The organism is Arthrobacter pityocampae (assembly GCF_002927275.1).
Lineage (GTDB): Bacteria > Actinomycetota > Actinomycetes > Actinomycetales > Micrococcaceae > Arthrobacter_D > Arthrobacter_D pityocampae.
The window spans coordinates 487,647-506,374 of sequence record NZ_PRKW01000001.1; the positions used below are offsets into that span (position 1 = coordinate 487,647).

At 69.6% G+C, this 18,728-nt stretch carries 15 protein-coding genes; 10 read left to right on the top strand and 5 right to left on the bottom strand.

Translation table 11 applies throughout. The features are described 5' to 3' along the window. Positions 1-2 precede the first annotated feature (2 nt). The gene (locus C4K88_RS02360) at positions 3-203 is read right to left on the bottom strand and encodes a hypothetical protein (protein ID WP_104120007.1); all 201 of its coding nucleotides are present in this window, start codon (positions 201-203) and stop codon (positions 3-5) included. Between the two features lie 125 nt (positions 204-328). Then, entirely contained in the window at positions 329-1,780 is a 1,452-nt protein-coding gene (guaB1, locus tag C4K88_RS02365; RefSeq protein ID WP_104120008.1) for a GMP reductase, read from the bottom strand. 163 nt (positions 1,781-1,943) lie between these two features. Between guaB1 and C4K88_RS02370 the strand changes: the two genes are divergently transcribed. From C4K88_RS02370 to C4K88_RS02395, 6 genes are all read left to right on the top strand, one after another. After that, a complete protein-coding gene (locus C4K88_RS02370; RefSeq protein WP_104120009.1) occupies positions 1,944-5,798 on the top strand; it encodes a multifunctional oxoglutarate decarboxylase/oxoglutarate dehydrogenase thiamine pyrophosphate-binding subunit/dihydrolipoyllysine-residue succinyltransferase subunit in 3,855 nt (1,284 codons plus the stop codon). 115 nt (positions 5,799-5,913) lie between these two features. Beyond that, positions 5,914-6,513: a GDSL-type esterase/lipase family protein gene (locus C4K88_RS02375; protein WP_104120010.1), complete on the top strand. Its 600-nt coding sequence runs from the start codon at positions 5,914-5,916 to the stop codon at positions 6,511-6,513. Positions 6,514-6,742: 229 nt separating this feature from the next. Further along, a complete protein-coding gene (locus tag C4K88_RS02380; protein ID WP_104120011.1) occupies positions 6,743-8,527 on the top strand; it encodes an ABC transporter family substrate-binding protein in 1,785 nt (594 codons plus the stop codon). A 103-nt stretch (positions 8,528-8,630) separates the two neighbouring features. Beyond that, positions 8,631-10,163 carry an ABC transporter permease gene (locus tag C4K88_RS02385; protein WP_104120012.1) on the top strand — a complete coding sequence of 511 codons (1,533 nt, stop codon included), beginning with the start codon at positions 8,631-8,633 and terminating at the stop codon, positions 10,161-10,163. Between the two features lie 9 nt (positions 10,164-10,172). Continuing rightward, the gene (locus C4K88_RS02390) at positions 10,173-11,207 is read left to right on the top strand and encodes an ABC transporter permease (protein WP_206604330.1); all 1,035 of its coding nucleotides are present in this window, start codon (positions 10,173-10,175) and stop codon (positions 11,205-11,207) included. Next, complete coding sequence (locus C4K88_RS02395) at positions 11,207-12,988, top strand: ABC transporter ATP-binding protein (protein ID WP_104120013.1); 1,782 nt, start codon at positions 11,207-11,209, stop codon at positions 12,986-12,988. The genes C4K88_RS02390 and C4K88_RS02395 overlap by 1 nt, the downstream gene beginning before the upstream one ends. Positions 12,989-13,070: 82 nt before the next feature. Here C4K88_RS02395 and C4K88_RS02400 read toward each other — a convergent pair whose 3' ends face one another. Beyond that, positions 13,071-14,036: a zinc-binding dehydrogenase gene (locus tag C4K88_RS02400; RefSeq protein ID WP_104120014.1), complete on the bottom strand. Its 966-nt coding sequence runs from the start codon at positions 14,034-14,036 to the stop codon at positions 13,071-13,073. A gap of 132 nt (positions 14,037-14,168) precedes the next feature. Between C4K88_RS02400 and C4K88_RS18215 the strand changes: the two genes are divergently transcribed. After that, positions 14,169-14,243 carry a 50S ribosomal protein bL37 gene (locus tag C4K88_RS18215; RefSeq protein WP_369299106.1) on the top strand — a complete coding sequence of 25 codons (75 nt, stop codon included), beginning with the start codon at positions 14,169-14,171 and terminating at the stop codon, positions 14,241-14,243. A gap of 123 nt (positions 14,244-14,366) precedes the next feature. Here the strand turns inward: C4K88_RS18215 and rsrA are convergent, their stop codons facing one another. Both rsrA and C4K88_RS02410 read right to left on the bottom strand, forming a co-directional pair. Continuing rightward, the gene (gene rsrA / locus C4K88_RS02405) at positions 14,367-14,627 is read right to left on the bottom strand and encodes a mycothiol system anti-sigma-R factor (protein ID WP_043446197.1); all 261 of its coding nucleotides are present in this window, start codon (positions 14,625-14,627) and stop codon (positions 14,367-14,369) included. Next, positions 14,624-15,433 (bottom strand): sigma-70 family RNA polymerase sigma factor, encoded by an 810-nt coding sequence (locus tag C4K88_RS02410; RefSeq protein WP_104120015.1) that lies wholly within the window; start codon positions 15,431-15,433, stop codon positions 14,624-14,626. The genes rsrA and C4K88_RS02410 overlap by 4 nt, the downstream gene beginning before the upstream one ends. A 276-nt stretch (positions 15,434-15,709) precedes the next feature. On the opposite strand from C4K88_RS02410, the gene C4K88_RS02415 reads away from it, so the two are divergent. From C4K88_RS02415 to rsgA, 3 genes are read left to right on the top strand one after another with little or no spacing between them, the layout of a single operon-like run. Next, positions 15,710-16,225, top strand: a complete 516-nt coding sequence (locus C4K88_RS02415; protein ID WP_104120016.1) for a DoxX family protein — start codon at positions 15,710-15,712, stop codon at positions 16,223-16,225. 5 nt (positions 16,226-16,230) lie between these two features. Next, positions 16,231-17,595 carry a 3-phosphoshikimate 1-carboxyvinyltransferase gene (aroA, locus tag C4K88_RS02420; RefSeq protein ID WP_104120017.1) on the top strand — a complete coding sequence of 455 codons (1,365 nt, stop codon included), beginning with the start codon at positions 16,231-16,233 and terminating at the stop codon, positions 17,593-17,595. After that, a complete protein-coding gene (gene rsgA / locus C4K88_RS02425) occupies positions 17,592-18,722 on the top strand; it encodes a ribosome small subunit-dependent GTPase A (RefSeq protein WP_104120018.1) in 1,131 nt (376 codons plus the stop codon). The genes aroA and rsgA overlap by 4 nt, the downstream gene beginning before the upstream one ends. The last annotated feature ends 6 nt before the right edge of the window (positions 18,723-18,728 follow it).

An 18,728-nucleotide genomic window follows, 5' to 3' on the forward strand; every position in this document is an offset into this window, starting at 1 on the left:
CGCTACTTCCCCTCCTCGATCAGGTCGGGGCGGGAGAGCAGCGGCCCGGGTTTGAGGGGGTCCGCGACGTCCGTCGGGGCAGGCAGGGCGCCGCCGTGGTCGGTATCGGCGTCCACCGTGCGTCCGGCATCGGGTCCGGGCAGCGGATGGGCAAGAGGGGAGGGTGCGCCGGCGTCGAGCCGGCCCCTGGAAGGACTGTCCATAAGACTTCCAAGTTTACGGGCAGGGCTCCCGCCCGGCGGACGGCGCGGTCGGGGGTATCCCGGATTCTTCGCTCACAGCGCAACGGCCCGGACCGGCTCCGGCGCCTCGGCGCCGGAGCATGCCCCTACCAGCTCTGCGGGAGCGGGCGACCCTCCTCGTACCCGGCGGCGGACTGCACGCCGACCACCGCGCGGTCGCGGAACTCGCCGAGCGTCGTCGCCCCGGCGTAGGTCATGGAGCTGCGGACGCCGGCCGTGATCAGGTCGAGGAGGTCCTCGACGCCGGGCCGCGCCGGGTCGAGGTACATCTTCGAGGTGGAGATCCCCTCCTCGAACAGTCCCTTCCGGGCGCGGGCGAAGACGTCGTCGCTGCGGGTCCGGTTCTGCACGGCGCGGGCGGAGGCCATGCCGAAGCTCTCCTTGTACCGGCGTCCGCTGCTGTCGGTCTGGAGATCGCCCGGGCTCTCGTAGGTCCCGGCGAACCAGGAGCCGATCATGACCTGGCTCGCACCGGCCGCGAGGGCCAGGGCGACGTCGCGCGGGTACCGCACGCCGCCGTCGGCCCACACGTGGGCGCCGAGCTCCGCGGCCGCGAGGGCGCACTCGTGGACGGCGGAGAACTGCGGGCGGCCGACCGCCGTCATCATGCGCGTGGTGCACATGGCGCCGGGTCCGACGCCCACCTTGACGATCGAGGCCCCGGCGGCGACGAGGTCGCGGACGCCATCGGCGCTGACGACGTTCCCCGCGACGATCGGGACCGTCGGGTCCAGGCCGCGCACGACGGCGAGCGCGTCGAGCATCTTCCGCTGGTGGCCGTGGGCGGTGTCGACGACGAGGACGTCCACGCCGGCGTCGAGCAGCGCCGCGGCCTTCGCCTCCACGTCGCCGTTGATGCCGACGGCCGCCGCCACGCTGAGCTTGCCCCCGGCGTCGAGCGCGGGCTCGTAGATGGTGGAGCGGAGGGCCCCGGTGCGGGTGATGACGCCCTGGAGCGCGCCGTCGCGCACCACGGGAGCCAGGGAGACGCGGGACCCGTCGAGGTCCTCGAAGGCCTTCTGGAGTGCGGCCGCGGGATCGGCGTCGAACATGGACGCCTCGAAGGCGGCGGGAGCCGGGCGCATCACCGACTCCAGCGAGGCGAAGCGGTCCACCTCCTCGCAGTCGTCGGCGTCGACCACGCCGACGCAGACGCCGGCATCGTCGGTGACGAGGACCGCCCCGTGGGCGCGCTTGTGCATCAGGTGCAGCGCGTCCACCACGGTGTTGCCGGGCTGGAGCTGCAGCGGCGTCTCGAAGACGGGGTGGCGGTCCTTGACCCACGAGGTGACCTCCGCGATGACCTCCACGGGGACGTCCTGCGGCAGGACTCCGAGACCCCCGCGCCGCGCGATGGTCTCCACCATGCGCCGCCCGGTCACCGCCGTCATGTTGGCGACGACGAGCGGGATGGTGGTGCCCGTGCCGTCGTCAGAGGACAGGTCGACGTCGAACCGGGAGACGACCTCGGAGGTCGAGGGCACGAGGAACACGTCCGAGTAGGTGAGGTCCGTGGTGGGCGGATTGAGAAAGCGCATGGTTCTCCTTGATAGACAGCCGCAGAAAGTCTAATGCGTCCGGCACGGCTGATTGGATAGTCCCGGACCCTGTCACTACACTTGGACAGGGTCCGGGCACGGCTTCGCGCCGCCCGCCCGACCCCACCGCGCTCAGGCGACTTATGGAAGAGGCGTATACCCAGTGCCAGAACAGACCAGTCACCGTCTACCTGAAGAATTCGGCGGGAACGAGTGGCTTGTCGACGAGCTCTACGAGCAGTTCCAGCAGGACCGCCACTCGGTGGACCGCAAGTGGTGGGAGCTCTTCGACTCGTTCGACGGCGACGGAGCACCCTCGGGGAACGGTGAGGGCAAGGATGCCTCGGCCGACGCCGCGACGCCACCCGCTGTCACGACGCCCGCCGGTCCCGCGCCGGCCACGCCGCCGTCGTCCCCTGCCCCGGATGCGAATCCCCTGACGCAGGAACTACCGATCGTGAAGACCGAGGCCGCAGCACCGAAGGCCTCCGGCGAGTCCCCCGCGAGTGCCCAGCAGAGCGGCAAGCCGCCCGTGCCCAACGAGCCGGCGAAGAAGCCGGAATCGTCGCGCCAGGACAAGCCCGCCGTGAAGCCCATCCCCGCGCAGCTCCCCGCCTCGGACCGCAACCCCGAGATGGACGAGAACAAGATCAGCGTGCTGCGCGGCCCGGCGAAGGCCATCTCCACCAACATGGAGGCCAGCCTCAGCGTCCCCACGGCCACGAGCGTCCGGGCCATCCCCGCGAAGCTCCTCATCGACAACCGCGTGGTCATCAACAACAACCTCGCCCGTGCCCGCGGCGGGAAGGTGTCCTTCACGCACCTGATCGGCTACGCGATCATCCGCGCGCTCGCCCAGTTCCCGTCCCAGAACGTCTACTACGACGTCGTCGACGGCAAGCCGTCCGCCGTGCAGCCCGCCCACGTGAACTTCGGCCTGGCCATCGACATGCCGAAGCCCGACGGCACGCGCTCCCTCGTGGTGCCGAACATCAAGAAGGCCGAGACCATGAACTTCTCGGAGTTCTGGCACGCCTACGAGGACCTCGTCAAGAAGGCCCGGGGCGGCAAGCTCGGTGCCGACGACTACGCCGGCACCACGGTGTCCCTGACCAATCCGGGCGGCATCGGCACGGTGCACTCCGTGCCGCGCCTGTCCAAGGGCCAGGCCTGCATCATCGGTGCGGGTGCCCTCGAGTACCCCGCGGAGTTCCAGGGCTCCAGCGAGAAGACGCTCGCGAAGCACGCCATCAGCAAGACCATCACGCTGACCTCGACCTACGACCACCGCGTGATCCAGGGTGCCGGCAGCGGCGAGTTCCTGCGCATCATCCATCAGCTGCTGCTGGGCGAGCAGAACTTCTACGACGAGATCTTCGAGTCGCTGCGCATCCCCTACGAGCCCGTGCGCTGGAGCGCGGACATCCAGGTCGATCCGATGGACCAGATCAACAAGGTCGCCCGGATCCAGCAGCTCATCCACGCCTACCGCGTGCGCGGTCACCTGATGGCGGACACCAACCCGCTCGAGTACGTCCAGCGCAAGCACGCCGACCTCGATATCCGCACGCACGGCCTCACCCTGTGGGACCTCGACCGCGAGTGGCCCACGGGTGGCTTCGGCGGCCAGCCGACGCTCAGGTTCCGCGACATGCTCGGCGTACTCCGTGACGCCTACTGCCGCACCACCGGCATCGAGTACATGCACCTGCAGGACCCCGAGGAGCGCCAGTGGTTCCAGGACGAGCTGGAGCACCCGTACTCCAAGCCGAGCCGTGAGGAACAGCTGCGCATCCTGCACAAGCTGAACTCCGCCGAGGCGTTCGAGACGTTCCTGCAGACGAAGTTCGTGGGCCAGAAGCGCTTCTCCCTCGAGGGCGGCGAATCCCTGATCCCGCTGCTCGACGCCGTGATCTCCGGGGCGGCCGACGACGGCCTCGACGAGGTCGCGATCGGCATGGCGCACCGTGGGCGGCTCAACGTCCTCACGAACATCGCCGGCAAGACCTACGCGCAGATCTTCCGCGAGTTCGAGGGCACCCAGGATCCGCGCTCGGTCCAGGGCTCGGGCGACGTCAAGTACCACCTCGGCACCGAGGGGACGTTCACCTCCGACGCCGGCAACGAGACGAAGGTCTACCTCGCCGCGAACCCGTCCCACCTCGAGGCGGTGGATCCCGTGCTGGAGGGCATCGTCCGCGCCAAGCAGGACCTGCTGGACCAGGGCGGCGCCTTCCCCGTCCTGCCGATCCTCATCCACGGCGATGCGGCCTTCGCCGGCCAGGGCGTCGTCGCGGAGACCCTCAACCTGTCGCAGCTGCGCGGCTACCGCACCGGCGGCACCATCCACGTCATCGTGAACAACCAGGTGGGCTTCACCACGAGCCCGACGTCCTCGCGCTCCTCCGTGTACTCCACGGACGTGGCGAAGATGGTCCAGGCACCCATCTTCCACGTGAACGGCGACGACCCCGAGGCCGTGGTCCGCGTGGCCCAGATGGCGTACCAGTTCCGTCAGCGGTTCAACAAGGACGTCGTCATCGACATGGTCTGCTACCGCCGTCGCGGCCACAACGAGGGCGACGACCCCTCGATGACGCAGCCCATGATGTACAACCTGATCGAGGCCAAGCGCTCCGTCAGGAAGCTGTACACCGAGGCGCTGATCGGCCGCGGTGACATCACGCAGGAGGAAGCCGAGCAGGCACTGCGCGACTACCAGGAGCGCCTGGAGCGCGTCTTCGCGGAGACCCATGCGGCCCAGACCTCGCCGATCCCGGTCGTCGCCAAGGACCCGCAGGCAGTCTCCGACCTCGAGCGCCCCTACGCGCAGCAGTCCGACGCCGGCGACGGCGCGGCGCCGCAGACCGCGATCAGCCCTGAGACCCTGGCGCGCATCGGCTCGGTGCACACCGCCATCCCCGACGGCTTCACGGTCCACCCGAAGCTCAAGGCGCTGCTCGACAAGCGCGAGCAGATGTCCCGCGAGGGCGGGATCGACTGGGGCTTCGGTGAGATCGCGGCCTTCGGGTCCCTGCTCATGGAGGGCGTCCCCGTCCGGCTCGCCGGCCAGGACTCGCGCCGCGGCACCTTCGTGCAGCGGCACGCCGTCTTCCACGACCGGGCCACCGGTCACGAGTGGCTCCCGCTGGACGATCTCAGCGAGGACCAGGCGAAGTTCTGGATCTATGATTCCCTGCTGAGCGAGTACGCGGCCATGGGCTTCGAGTACGGCTACTCCGTGGAGCGCCCCGACGCCCTCGTGATCTGGGAGGCGCAGTTCGGCGACTTCGTCAACGGCGCGCAGACCATCATCGACGAGTTCATCAGCTCTGCGGAGCAGAAGTGGGGCCAGCGCTCCTCCCTCGTCCTCATGCTGCCCCACGGCTACGAGGGCCAGGGCCCCGACCACTCGTCCGCGCGCATCGAACGCTTCCTGCAGATGTGCGCCGAGGAGAACATGGTGGTGGCCAATCCGAGCAGCGCCGCCTCGCACTTCCACCTGCTGCGCCGGCATGCCTACACGCGTCCCCGGAAGCCGCTGATCATCTTCACCCCCAAGCAGCTCCTGCGCCTGAAGGCGGCGGCCAGCTCGGTGGAGGACTTCACGCAGGGCACCTTCCGGCCGGTCATCCCCGACACGCTCGAGACGCCGGGGACGGACGTCGAGCGGGTCATCCTCGTCTCCGGACGCCTGTACTACGACCTGCTGGCCTCACGCCAGAAGCTCGACGACGGCAAGACGGCCATCGTGCGCGTGGAGCAGCTCTACCCGCTGCCGGTGGAGGAGATCCGGGCCGCCCTGGAGACCTACCCGAATGCGGAGATCGTCTGGGCGCAGGACGAGCCGGCCAACCAGGGGCCGTGGCCCTTCATCGGGCTGAACCTCCCCCAGCACCTCGACCGGCCCCTCCGGCTCGCGTCGCGTCCGGCGTCGGCCTCCACGGCGACCGGCTCGGCGAAGAACCACGCGAAGGAGCAGGAACTCCTGCTCAAGCTGGCGTTCGGGCGGCAGTAGTAAGCCATCAGTATGATGTCGGGTGGGGCTCGAGGCCCCACCCGATGTCTTTAAGTGCCTGTCAGTGGCATGTCCGGGCAGCCATGCACCTTTCGACGAACACACCGAGGAACCAGTGGAACAACGCAGAATCCGGCTAGCAGCAGTGGGCGACGAACTCCTCGCAGGGCTCGGTGATCCGAGGGCTCTCGGCTGGCTCGGGCGTGTGATGGCCCGGACCAGGCCCGACAACGTCTCCGTCGAGGCGTACAGCCTGGCCGCCCCCGGCGAGGGGACCGAGGCCCTTGCGAACCGCTGGCTGCAGGAGGCCGGGCGCCGCTTCGCGGACGGCTACGACAACCGCCTGGTGATCGGCCTGTCCGACCGCGACCTGGACCTGGAGCTGTCCACCGCGAGGAGCCGCCTCAATCTCGCGAACATCCTCGACGGCGCTTCCCAGTCGAGCGTCAAGGCCCTCGTCGTCGGGCCCCCGCCCGGGCTGGACGCCGAGCGCAACCGCCGCCTCGCCGACCTCTCCGCCGCCTTCGGCGATGTCACGACGCGCCGGAAGCACGTCTTCGTCGACACCTTCACCCCGCTGCTCGCCCACGAGCAGTGGCGCCATGACCTCGCGTCCAACGGCGGGACGCCCGGTCAGGCCGGCTACGGCCTGATGGCCTGGCTGGTCCTGCACCGCGGCTGGTTCCAGTGGCTGGAAGTGCCGGCGCCAGAGTAGGGCACGCAGGCGCGGAAAGGACCCCGGGACACGCTGATCCCGGGGTCCTTTACGTTCTTCAGACCCCTTATGTTTCACAGGGGTAACAAACGGGTTATTAGTTCCTTACTGAGTGTCCGAAGGCAACGATCCTTCGCTATGCTGACCGAGTGTGATTGACGTCACGACGACAATCCGCCTCGGGGGGCCCAATGATGCCTCCCGCGCCCAGCACAGTAAGGACTATCGAATGCGTAATAAGCGCACACTGACGCTCGCCGCACTGTCCATCGGAGCGCTCGCCCTGAGCGCCTGTGGCTCGGCGGGCGGCACCGCCGGAACCACGGCCTCCGACAGTGCCGAGGAGAACCTGGCGACGACGATCAACGTCGCGATCAGCCAGGCTCCGACCGGCTTCAACGGCAACACCGCGGCGACGAACTCCGTCTACAACGGCTACATCAGCAACCTGACCACGAGCGGCTTCGCGGCCTTCACGGCGGCCGGCGAGCTGGAGGCCAACCCGGACTTCGGCACGTACGAGAAGGTCAGCGACGACCCCCTGACGATCAAATACACCATCGACGACGATGCTGTCTGGTCCGACGGCGTGCCGATCGACTACGACGACGTGCTCCTGAGCTGGGCCGCCATGTCCGGCACGCACCCCAGCGGCGAGAAGGATGCCGAGACGGGCGCCGAGTCCGATCTCTTCCTGGCCTCCTCCACCAACGGGTTCGCCCAGACCGAGATGATCGAGGGCGAGCCGGGCGACAAGGAGTTCGAGCTCGTCTTCTCGGAGCCGTACGCCGACTGGGAGGCGCTGCTCACCGGCGACCTCATCATGCCCGCGCACATCGCCGCCGAGCAGGGCGGGATGTCCGCGGACAGCGACGGCGCCGAGCTCGTCGAGGCCATCCAGGCGAAGGACACCGCCGCCCTCACGCCCGTCGCCGAGTTCTGGAACAGCGGCTGGGACTACGAGGTGGATCTGCCGAAGCTCCCCGACACCGCGCTCCTGCCCTCGTCCGGCCCGTACAAGCTGGACAACGCCACCAACGGCACCCTGACGCTCGTGAAGAACGACAAGTACTGGGGCGAGGAGCGGGCCGGCAAGACCGACACGATCGTCTTCAAGACCATCGTGGACGAGGAGGCCGTCCAGGCCCTCCAGAACGGCGACGTCGACGTCATCGACCCCTCCAGCCCGTCGGTCGACACGAAGACCGCCCTCGAGCAGATCGGCGAGACCGTCACGGTGGACACCGGGACGTCGATGACCTTCTCGCACATCGACCTCGACCAGCGCCCCGGCGCCGTCTTCGAGGACGTCAAGGTCCGGCAGGCGTTCAACGCCTGCACGCCGCGGGCCGACATGGTCGACAAGTTCGTGACCCCGATCGATCCCGAAGGGACGGTCATGAACCTGCGCGAGTACCAGCCCGGACAGCCCGACTACGACACCGTCCTCGACGGTGCTCCCGCCGCACAGGGTGACGGCGTCGCCGACATCGAAGGCGCCAAGAAGCTCCTCGAGGAGGCCGGCAAGACCGAGCCCGTCAAGGTCTCGCTGATGTACGCGTCCACCAGCCAGCTGCGCGCCGACATGGTGGCCCTGGTCAAGGACTCCTGCGACAAGGCCGGCTTCGAGATCATCCCGCAGCCCGAGGCCGAGTGGAGCGCCAAGCTCTCGCAGCCCGGCGCCTGGGATGCCGTGGTGTTCGGCTGGTCCGGCTCCGGCCTGGTCGCCTCCGGCCAGTCGATCTACGTCTCGGACGGCGAGCAGAACTTCGGCGGCTACGCCGACGAGGAGGTCGACCGCCTCTGGACCGAGATCGCGACCACCACGGAGGCCGACAAGGTCCCCGCGCTGAAGACCGAACTCGAGCAGCGCCTCGCCGAGACGCAGTACAACGTGGTGCTCTACGCGAACGCCGACATCATCGGATCCTCCTCGAAGCTCGAGGGCGTCGAGATGAACCCGACGCAGACCGGCATCACCTGGAACGCCTACAGCTGGACGAAGCAGAACTGATTGCAGCCTCTTCGCTGACGCAGAAGGACGGGCAGGCCCTCGGGCCTGCCCGTCCCTGTGCCCGGCACCGCAACTGCCTGCACCGTTTCCTAGGAGCCCCCACGTGTTCTACTTCATCGCCAAGCGATCCATCATCTCGTTCTTCATCATGCTCGCAGCCACCACGCTGATGTACTTCCTCACCATCAACTCGGGTGACCCCTTCGAGGACCTCGGTGAGGCCAGCGGTCCGGAGAAGGAGGCGACCATCGCCGCCCGCACGGCCGCCATGAACCTGGACGTCCCACCCATCCCCCGCTACTTCCTCTGGCTGAAGGAGGTCGGCTACTGCCTCGTCCCCGGCGGCGTGACCTGCACGCTCGGCATGGACCGTGCCGGGGCCGCGGTCCTCCCGCAGCTCCAGAACGCGATGGGCTCGACGCTGCGCCTCGTCGTCGTGGCGACGGTCCTCGCCCTGGTGCTCGGCGTGATCGTCGGGATCGTGACCGCCATCCGCCAGTACAGCACCTTCGACTACTCGGTCACCTTCATCTCCTTCCTGCTGTTCTCCCTGCCCCTGTTCTGGCTCTCCACGCTGCTGAAGCAGTACCTGGCGATCGACCTCAACACGTGGCTGGCGAACCCGCAGTTCTCCTATCTCTCGATCGCCCTGATCGGGGTGATCGCCGGCGTCATCTGGGCGGTCGTCGTCGGCGGCGACCGCAGGCGGCGCCTGACCACGTTCGGCATCGCCGCGGCCGCCACGGCCATCGCGCTCTATCTGCTCCTGGTCACCGGGTGGTTCGTCAGCCCGGGCTTCGGCGTCGTCGGCATGCTGGTCTCCGCCGCAGGCATCGCGGTCCTGTGGACGGCCCTCCTCGCGGGCTTCCGCCGCCGGCGCGTGCTGCACGCCGCCCTCGCGGCCGCAGGCGTGAGCTTCCTCGGCTACCTCGTCTCGCTCTTCCTCCTCGACGACCCGAACTGGCTCACCGTGCTGGCACTCGTCGTCGTCACGGCGGCGCTCGCGTACGTCGTCGCCGGGGTGGTCGGTGGGCCGTTCCGTGCCCAGGCCGCGAAGATCGGCGCCGTCATCGCGGTGTCGGTGAGCCTGCTGATCGTCCTCGACCGCCTCCTGCAGGCGTACCCGACCCTCTCGGCCAAGGCCGGCGGACGGCCCATCCCCACCACCGGCTCGCAGTCGGCCAACCTGGCGGGAACGTTCTGGGAGATCAACCTGGACTACGCGCTGCACCTGATCCTGCCGACCATCGCGCTGACGCTCATCTCGTTCGCCACCTACACCCGGTACACGAGGGCCAGCCAGCTCGACGTCATGAACCAGGACTACATCCGCACCGCCCGGGCCAAGGGCCTCAGCGAGCGGACCGTGCTCGTCAAGCACGCCTTCCGCAACGCGATGATCCCGATCACCACCCTCATGGCGTTCGACTTCGCCGGTGTGCTCGGCGGTGCGGTCATCACCGAGCAGGTCTTCGGCTGGAACGGCATGGGCAAGATGTTCATCGACGGCATCGGCCACGTGGACCCGGGGCCGGTCATGGCCTTCTTCCTCGTCGTCGGAACGGCCGCCGTGCTGTTCAACATGCTCGCCGACATCGCCTACGCGTTCCTCGACCCGCGCATCACCCTGAGCTAGGACATCATCATGAGCAATTCCCAGAATCCGCGGGACGATGCCCGCCCGTCGGTCGAACTGTCCGAGATGACCCTGCAGAGCCAGGGCACGGACATCGCCACGGCCACGCCCACGCGGGAGCAGACCGACCGCATCCGCACGACGGAGGCGAAGAGCCAGGGGCGCCTCATCCGGGAGCGCTTCTTCCGGCACAAGGGGGCGCTGGCCGGCATCGCGCTGCTCGCGCTGATCTTCCTCCTCGCCTTCACCTCGATCGGCTTCGCCGGCATCCCCGGCTGGTGGAACAAGGACTACGACGTCCTCGCGGACCGGTTCAACGAGGGCAAGCCCACCCTGACGCTGTGGCCGTTCAGCCTCGGCGAGCACCCGTTCGGCCAGGACGTGCTGGGCCGCGACTACTTCGCCCTGACCATGCGCGGCATCCAGACATCGCTGATCATCGCGTTCATCGTGGGGATCGTCGCCATGATCATCGGCACCACGGTGGGCGCCGTCGCCGGCTACTTCCGCGGCTGGACCGAGGCGTTCCTGATGCGCATCACCGACGTCGTCATCACCATCCCGACCGTCGTCATCGCGGCAGCCGTCGCGGGTATCGTCGCCAAGCACGGCATCATCCCCTTCGCCGTCTTCCTCGGCCTCGTCACCTGGACCGGGCTGGCGCGGCTGGTCCGCGGCGAGTTCCTGTCGCTGCGCGAGAAGGAGTTCGTGGAGTCCGCGAAGTCGGTCGGGGCGAGCTCGGCGCGCATCATCTTCCGCCACATCCTGCCGAACACGGTCGGCGTGATCATCGTGTCGACCACGCTCGCCATCTCCGGGGCCATCCTCCTCGAGACCGCCCTCAGCTACCTGGGCCTGGGCGTCACGGCGCCGGACACCTCTCTCGGCAAGGCCATCAACGACAACCGCTCCGCACTCACCGTGCGGCCGTGGCTGTTCCTGTGGCCCGGCGCCTTCATCATCGGCATCGCCCTCGCCGTCAACTTCATCGGTGACGGCCTGCGCGACGCGTTCGATCCCAAGCAGACAAGGGTGAAGCAGTAATGAGTTCCAGCACCATCACCATCACGGACGAGCAGACGACCCCGGCCGGCGGCCCGATCCTCGCGGTCCGGGGCCTCGGCGTGGAGTTCAACGTCGACGACGAGTGGGTCATGGCCGCGGAGGACGTCTCCTACGAGATCCACCCGGGCGAGATCCTCGCGATCGTCGGGGAATCCGGCTCCGGCAAGAGCATGTCCTCCATGGCCCTGCTCGGCCTCCTCCCCCGCAACGGCCGCTCGCACGGCAGCGCGAAGATGCTCGGCAGGGAACTCATCGGCGCATCGCAGGGCACGCTCCAGCGCGTCCGCGGCAACGAGATCGCCATGATCTTCCAGGAGCCCATGACCGCCCTGAACCCGGTCCTGACCGTGGGCGAGCAGATCCGGGAGGCCGTCGAGCAGCACACGGAGCTCTCCCCCGCCCACGCGAAGCAGCGCTCCATCGAGCTCCTGCGCATGGTCGAGATCCCGGAACCGGAGCGCCGCTACGACAGCTTCCCGCACCAGTTCTCCGGCGGCCAGCGGCAGCGCGCGATGATCGCCATCGCCCTCGCCAACGACCCCATGCTGCTTATCGCCGACGAGCCGACGACGGCGCTCGACGTCACCGTGCAGGCCGAGGTCCTGGACCTCCTGCGCAAGCTCAACAAGCGGCTCAACAGTGCCGTGCTCCTGATCACCCACGACATGGGGGTGGTCGCCGACCTGGCCGACCACGTCGTGGTCATGGAGCGCGGGCGGATCGTCGAGGCCGCGCCGACGGCGCAGCTGTTCGCGGCCCCGGCCGAGGCCTACACCCGGCAGCTCCTCGGGTCCGTGCCCCACCTGGGCTCGAAGGTGGGCGGCGTCCTCACGGACGTCGAGGTCGTCGACGGGCAGCTGAGCATCCACGAGGGGTACGCCGCGGAGGCCCTGCGCGCCCGGGAGTCGCACACCGCCTCCGGCGTCGTGCCGGCCCTGGAACTCACGGACGTCGACATCGAATACCCCGGGCGCTTCCGCCAGCCTGCCTTCAAGGCGGTCACCGGCGTCTCGCTCACCATCAACCCGGGCGAGGTCCTGGGCCTCGTCGGGGAGTCCGGCTCGGGCAAGTCGACGATCGCGCGGGCCGTCACCGGGCTGATCAGGACCTCCGCCGGAAGGGTGAGGATCGGCGGCACGGACATCACGGAGCTCAGCGCCCGGCAGCTCCTACCGCTGCGCAAGCGCTTCGCCATCGTGTTCCAGGACCCTGCAGCGTCGCTCAATCCGCGCCTGTCGATCGGCGAGAGCATCGGGGAGCCCCTGTTCCTGCACGAGAAGCTGAAGCGGGCGGACCTGGACAAGCGGGTGGCCTCGCTGCTGGAGGACGTGCAGCTGCCGGTCGCCTTCCGCAACCGGTATCCGCACGAACTGTCCGGCGGGCAGCGCCAGCGCGTCGGGATCGCCCGCGCGCTGTCGCTCCAGCCGGACCTTCTCGTCGCGGACGAGCCGACGTCGGCCCTGGACGTCTCCGTGCAGGCGAAGGTCCTGGAGCTCCTGCAGGAGCTCCAGCGCGAGCGCGGCTTCGCGTGCCTCTTCGTCAGCCACGACCTCGCGGTCGTCGAGCTCCTCGCGAGCCACATCGCGGTGCTGAACAAGGGTGTACTCGTGGAGCAGGGCAGCACGGAGCAGATCCTGAAGTACCCCCGCGATCCGTACACGCGCCGGCTGCTCGCGGCGGCGCCCGTGCCGGACCCGGCGGAGCAGGCGCTGCGGCGCCGGCAGCGCTCGGCGATCCAGGCGGCGGCCGTCGCCGAGTAGCGGACACCGTACGACGACGAAGGACCCCTCCGTGCGGAGGGGTCCTTCGTCGTACGGGCTGGTCGTCGGAGGGGGTGTCCGCTCAGTGGCGGAAGACGATCTTCCCGAACAGCTCGCCGTCGAGCATGCGCTGGAAGCCCTGGGCGGCGTCGTCGAGCGGGAGGACGGCGTCGATGACGGGCCGCACCCCGGTGGCCACGAGGAAGCGCGTCAGACGGACGAGCTCGTCCCGCGTGCCCATGGTGGAGCCGAGCACGCGCAGCTGCAGGAAGAAGACCCGGTTGAGGTCCGCCGAGGGCGCGGCGCCGCTCGTCGCGCCGCAGGTGACCACGGTGCCGCCCGGCACGAGGGACTTCAGGGAGTGCGCCCACGTGGCCTCGCCCACGGAGTCGAAGACGACGTCGACGCGCTCCGGCAGGCGGGCGCCGGCGTCGAACGCCTGCTCGGCGCCGAGGTCCAGGGCCTGTTGCCGCTTGTCCCCGCTGCGGCTCGTCGCCCACACCCGGTAGCCGGCCGCGGACGCGAGCGCGATCAGGGCGGAGGCGACCCCGCCGCCGGCACCCTGGACGAGCACCGTGGAGCCGGGGGCCGCGGGCGAGACCGTGAACAGCATGCGGTACGCCGTCAGCCACGCGGTGGGCAGGCATGCGGCCTCCTCGAAGGAGAGCTCCGCCGGCTTGGGCACCAGATTGCGCTCCGGCACCCAGACGTAGTCGGCCATCGTGCCGGGGTGCCGCTCGGAGAGCAGGGACCGCTGCGGGTCGAGGGTCTCGTCGCCGCGCCAGCCGTCCGAGGAGATGACACCATGCACGATCACCTCGTTGCCGTCGTCGTCGATCCCGGCCGCGTCGCAGCCGAGGACCATCGGCAGGCTGTCCTGCGGGAGGCCGACGCCCTTCAGGGACCACAGGTCGTGGTGGTTCAGGCAGGAGGCCACGACCTTCACCCGGACGAAGCCCTCGGGGGCGGCGGGGACATCGAGGTCCCCGACGGTGAGGCCGACGAGGGGGGTGTCCGCGGACTGGGTCGCGGCGTAGGCAGCACGCATGCATAAGCTCCTTCGATCATGGATGGTCCCCTCATCCTAGGCCGGACCCCTGTTTAGGCGACGCCCGTGGCCGTGTGGGAGACTGGGGTGCAGTTCTGCACGACTACAGTCCTGAAGAAGAAGGAGGCAGCCATGAGCAAGCGAGCACGCAAGCGTCGCGACCGGAAGCGTGGTGGCGCGAACCACGGTAAGCGCCCCAACACCTGAGTCCAGGCGTACGAGGCGTCCCCGATGTCCGGGGACCCGAACAGCAGAAAGCCTCCGGCCCCTACGGGCGCCGGAGGCTTTCTGCTGTTCGGGTCTGTGTCCCGCTCTGTGTGTCCCGGGACCTCAGTGGTCCACGGTCTTGAGGTGGCTGATCCTGTCCAGGATGCTCGCCTTCAGGGTGGACGGCGCCACCTCGGTGCAGGACCGCTTCACGACCGACCGGATGACGCACTCGAGGTCGTGCTCCTCGGCGCACTGTGGGCAGTCGTTCAGGTGGTCCTTGATCTCCACGAGGTCCTGATGGGACAGCGCACCGTCCAGGTACTCGTACAGCCGCTCGATCCTCGCATCGGCGCAGTCGCCCATGTTCCCGCAATCGCTCATTTCTCCATCTCCTCTTCCGTGCCCTTCGCGCCCGCTGCGACCGAGGCCTTGGAGCCGGCACCGGCGCTGACTCCGAGCCCGCGATCACGCGCGTACTCCGCGAGATGCTCGCGCAGCAGCTTGCGGCCGCGGTGCAACCGGGACATGACGGTCCCGATGGGCGTGTTCATGATCTCTGAGATTTCCTTGTATGCGAAGCCCTCGACGTCCGAGAAATACACGGCGAGCCGGAATTCCTCGGGGATCGCCTGCAGTGCGTCCTTCACGTCCGAGTCGGGCAGGTGGTCCAGCGCTTCGACCTCCGCCGAGCGGAGCCCGAGGGAGGTGTGTTCGGCGGCCTTGGCGAGCTGCCAGTCCTCGATGGTGTCCGAGTGCGACTGCAGCGGCTCGCGCTGCCGCTTCCGGTACAGGTTGATGTAGGTGTTGGTGAGGATGCGGTACAGCCACGCCTTCAGGTTGGTGCCCGGCTTGTACTGGTGGAAGGCCGAGAACGCCTTGGTGTAGGCCTCCTGCACCAGGTCCTCCGCGTCGCTCGGGTTGCGGGCCATGCGCATGGCAGCCGAGTACAGCTGGTCCACGTACTGCATGGCATCGCGTTCGAAGCGCGCCTTGCGATCGGCGTCCGACTCCGTCGACACGTCCAACTGTGCATCTTCCGCCGGGTTGCTGCCTGCGGGGGCTGTGGTATTCATCGAGCGAAAGTCTACGCGCCCCCGTCGGCGCGGCGCCGTGGCGTCGGCCCGCCCGGGAGAGGTCGACAACTGGAAATCCGGTCTTCCGGTCGTCGCGGTCCGTGCGCCTGCCATCGAAGAATTCCCTTCACCGTCCTGCTGTCCGTTACCCCTGGTCCAACCCCTCGCTGCAGCCCCTTATTCCTGTCCACCGTCCTGTCCACCGTCCTGTCCACCGTCCTGTCCACCGTCCGGTCCGTCAGCAGCCTGCCGTCCCGGCCCCGTCCGCAACCCCACCCGCCCGCCCGGGCCGCTGATCGTCCCCGGTGGGAGGGCATGCAAAACTAGAGCCAGCGTGCTTCGTACCCGTAACCCATGTCCGGCCCACGCGCCGGCACCCAGGAGGCAGTCATGACCCTTGTCCGCGTAATCGCCCGACCCCTGATCGCCAGCAGCTTCGTCGTGAGCGGCGTCGACCGGCTCCGCACGGCGGGCACCACGGCCCCGCAGCTCAAGCCCGTCCTGGCCGGTGTCGCGAAGGTCGTCCCCTCGGCGGGTGCGATCACCGGCAACGAGAAGCTCGTGGGCCAGGTCCTCGGCGCCACGCAGGTCGGCGCGGCCGTCCTGCTCGGCATCGGCCGGTTCTCCCGGGTGGCAGCCCTGCTGCTGACGATCACCACCACGGTGAACGCGCTCGTCGACTACCGCTCGGCGGACACGACCACCCCGGAGGGCAAGAAGGCCCGCCGCTCGCAGCTGCTCAAGAACCTCTCCCTCATCGGCGCCGTCCTGCTCGCCGCCGTCGACACCAATGGACGCCCGGGCATCGCCTGGCGCGCCGAGCACCTGGCCACGGATGCGAAGAAGCAGTTCAAGAAGGCGGACAAGGCCGTCCGCAAGACCGCGTCCGACGTCGTGGGTTCCTAGCCTCCATGGCAGCGTCATCAGGCGGGGCGCCCTCCCGGACCGGGTGGAGGGCGCCCCGCCTGACCCGTCCCGTGGACGCCGACCTCTCGGTCCCCGGCTCCAAGTCCCTCACCAACCGCTACCTCGTGCTCGCCGCCCTCGCCGACGGCCCCTGCCGCCTGCGCCGGCCCCTGCACTCGCGTGACTCGGCCCTCATGATCGCCGCGCTGCGCGGCCTCGGCGCCGTCATCGAGGAGGTTCCCGGCGACGGCGACTTCGGCCCGGACCTCACGGTGATCCCCCTGCGGGGTGGCACGCCGGCATCCCGTGCCGTGGACTGCGGTCTCGCGGGCACCGTCATGCGCTTCGTCCCCCCGCTGGCGGGCCTGGTCTCCGGCACCACCACGTTCGACGGCGATCCGCACGCACGCCGCCGCCCGATGGGCAGCATCATCGACGCCCTCCGGGGCCTCGGCCTCCGGATCGACGACGGCGGCGCCGGCTCCCTCCCGTTCTCCGTGCACGGCGAGGGGCACGTGCGCGGCGGCCGGCTGGTCATCGACGCCTCCGCGTCCTCGCAGTTCGTGTCGGCACTCCTGCTCGTCGGCGCGCGCTTCACCGACGGGCTGCACCTCGAGCACGTGGGCAAGCCCGTGCCCAGCCTCGACCACGTCCGTATGACGGTGGAGACCCTCCGGGCCGTCGGCGTCGCCGTCGACGACTCCGTGCCGAACCACTGGCGCATCCCCGCCGGCCCGATCACCGCGTTCGACGTCGCCGTGGAACCCGACCTCTCCAATGCGGGCCCCTTCCTCGCCGCCGCCGTCGTCACCGGCGGCACGGTCCGCGTCAGGAACTGGCCCGAGGGCACCACGCAGGTCGGCGACGCCTGGCGGCGGATCCTGCCCCTGATGGGCGCCACGGCCGTGCTCGACGGCGGGGTGCTCACCGTCACCGGCGGCGCATCGATCGCCGGCGGCACCTTCGCCGACACCTCCGAACTCGCCCCCACCGTCGCTGCACTCTGCGCGCTGGCGACGACGCCGTCGACCCTCACCGGCATCGCCCACCTCCGCGGGCACGAGACCGACCGGCTCGCGGCGCTCGTCGCGGAGATCACGAACCTCGGCGGGGACGCGGAGGAGACGTCCGACGGCCTCGTCATCCGTCCGGCACCGCTGCACGGAGGGGTGTTCAGCACCTACGACGACCACCGGATGGCCACCGCGGGCGCGATCATCGGCCTCGCCGTGGACGGCGTGGACGTGGAGAACATCGGCACCACGGCCAAGACCATGCCGGAGTTCCCCGCTCTCTGGGCCGCGCTCGTCCGCACGGCCGGCGGCCCCGACGGCACACCGGACTCCCCCGCACCCCGGGCCACGGCATGAGCGAGACCGGCAACCGCCGCGGATCGCGCGCCTGGGACGAGTCCGATGTCCGCATCCGCCCCAACAAGAAGGGGACGCGCCCGCGGACCAAGAACCGGCCCGCCTACGACGACGCCGTGACCGGGCGCGTCGTGACGGTCGACCGCGGCCGGTACACCACGGTGGTCGACGAGGGCACCCCCGGCGAGCGGACGGTCATCGCCGCCCGGGCGCGTGAGCTGCGCCGTAACGCCGTCGTCGCCGGCGACCTCGTGGCCCTCGTCGGTGACCTCTCGGGGGGCCCCGACTCCCTCGCGCGCCTCGTGCGCATCGAGGAGCGGACCACGGTCCTGCGCCGCAGCGCCGACGACACCGACCCGGTGGAGCGCGTGGTGGTCGCGAACGCCGACCAGCTCGTGATCGTCGTCGCGGCCGCCAACCCCGAGCCGAGGACCGGCTTCATCGACCGGGCGCTCGTCGCCGCCTACGACGCCGGCATCGAACCCCTGCTGTGCATCACCAAGGCGGACCTCCGCGACCCGGCACCCCTGCTCGCCAACTACGAGCACCTGGACCTCCGCGTCATCATCAGCGGCACGGACGAGGGCACCGGCATCGCGGCCACCTCCGACGACGGCGACTCGGCACGGCTGTCCTCCGCCGCCGTCGACGCCCTGAGGGACGAGCTCGACGGGCAGGTGAGCGTGCTGCTCGGCCACTCCGGCGTGGGCAAGTCCACCATGGTCAACGCCCTGACCGGGTCCACGCGCGCCACGGGCGGCGTGAACGCGGTGACGGGCAGAGGGCGGCACACGTCCTCCTCCGCGCTCGCGCTGAAGGCCGCCGACGCCGCGCCCGGCACCTGGATCATCGACACCCCCGGCATTCGGTCCTTCGGGCTCGCGCACGTGGAGGCGGACAGGATCCTGAAGGCGTTCCCCGACCTGGAGCCGGGCACCGAGCGCTGCGAGCGGGGCTGCCGGCACGACGACCACGCGGTCGGGTGCGGACTGGACAGCTACGTGGGCGAGGGCCTCGCAGGCGACTCCGGACCCGTGCGCCTGGCCTCGCTGCGGCGCCTGCTCGGCGCCGGGACGGCCGAGGCGCGAGGCAGCTCACACGACGCCAAGGAACTCGGACACCAGTGATCGGCC

Excerpts from the sequence above, each read along its gene's own strand:
- C4K88_RS02360 (WP_104120007.1), bottom strand. The coding sequence starts at position 203 with ATGGACAGTCCTTCCAGGGGCCGGCTCGACGCCGGCGCACCCTCCCCT.
- guaB1 (WP_104120008.1), bottom strand. The coding sequence starts at position 1,780 with ATGCGCTTTCTCAATCCGCCCACCACGGACCTCACCTACTCGGACGTG.
- C4K88_RS02380 (WP_104120011.1), top strand. The coding sequence starts at position 6,743 with ATGCGTAATAAGCGCACACTGACGCTCGCCGCACTGTCCATCGGAGCG.
- C4K88_RS02390 (WP_206604330.1), top strand. The coding sequence starts at position 10,173 with ATGAGCAATTCCCAGAATCCGCGGGACGATGCCCGCCCGTCGGTCGAA.
- C4K88_RS02395 (WP_104120013.1), top strand. The coding sequence starts at position 11,207 with ATGAGTTCCAGCACCATCACCATCACGGACGAGCAGACGACCCCGGCC.
- C4K88_RS02400 (WP_104120014.1), bottom strand. The coding sequence starts at position 14,036 with ATGCGTGCTGCCTACGCCGCGACCCAGTCCGCGGACACCCCCCTCGTC.
- rsrA (WP_043446197.1), bottom strand. The coding sequence starts at position 14,627 with ATGAGCGATTGCGGGAACATGGGCGACTGCGCCGATGCGAGGATCGAG.
- C4K88_RS02410 (WP_104120015.1), bottom strand. The coding sequence starts at position 15,433 with ATGGCAGGCGCACGGACCGCGACGACCGGAAGACCGGATTTCCAGTTG.
- C4K88_RS02415 (WP_104120016.1), top strand. The coding sequence starts at position 15,710 with ATGACCCTTGTCCGCGTAATCGCCCGACCCCTGATCGCCAGCAGCTTC.
- aroA (WP_104120017.1), top strand. The coding sequence starts at position 16,231 with ATGGCAGCGTCATCAGGCGGGGCGCCCTCCCGGACCGGGTGGAGGGCG.
- rsgA (WP_104120018.1), top strand. The coding sequence starts at position 17,592 with ATGAGCGAGACCGGCAACCGCCGCGGATCGCGCGCCTGGGACGAGTCC.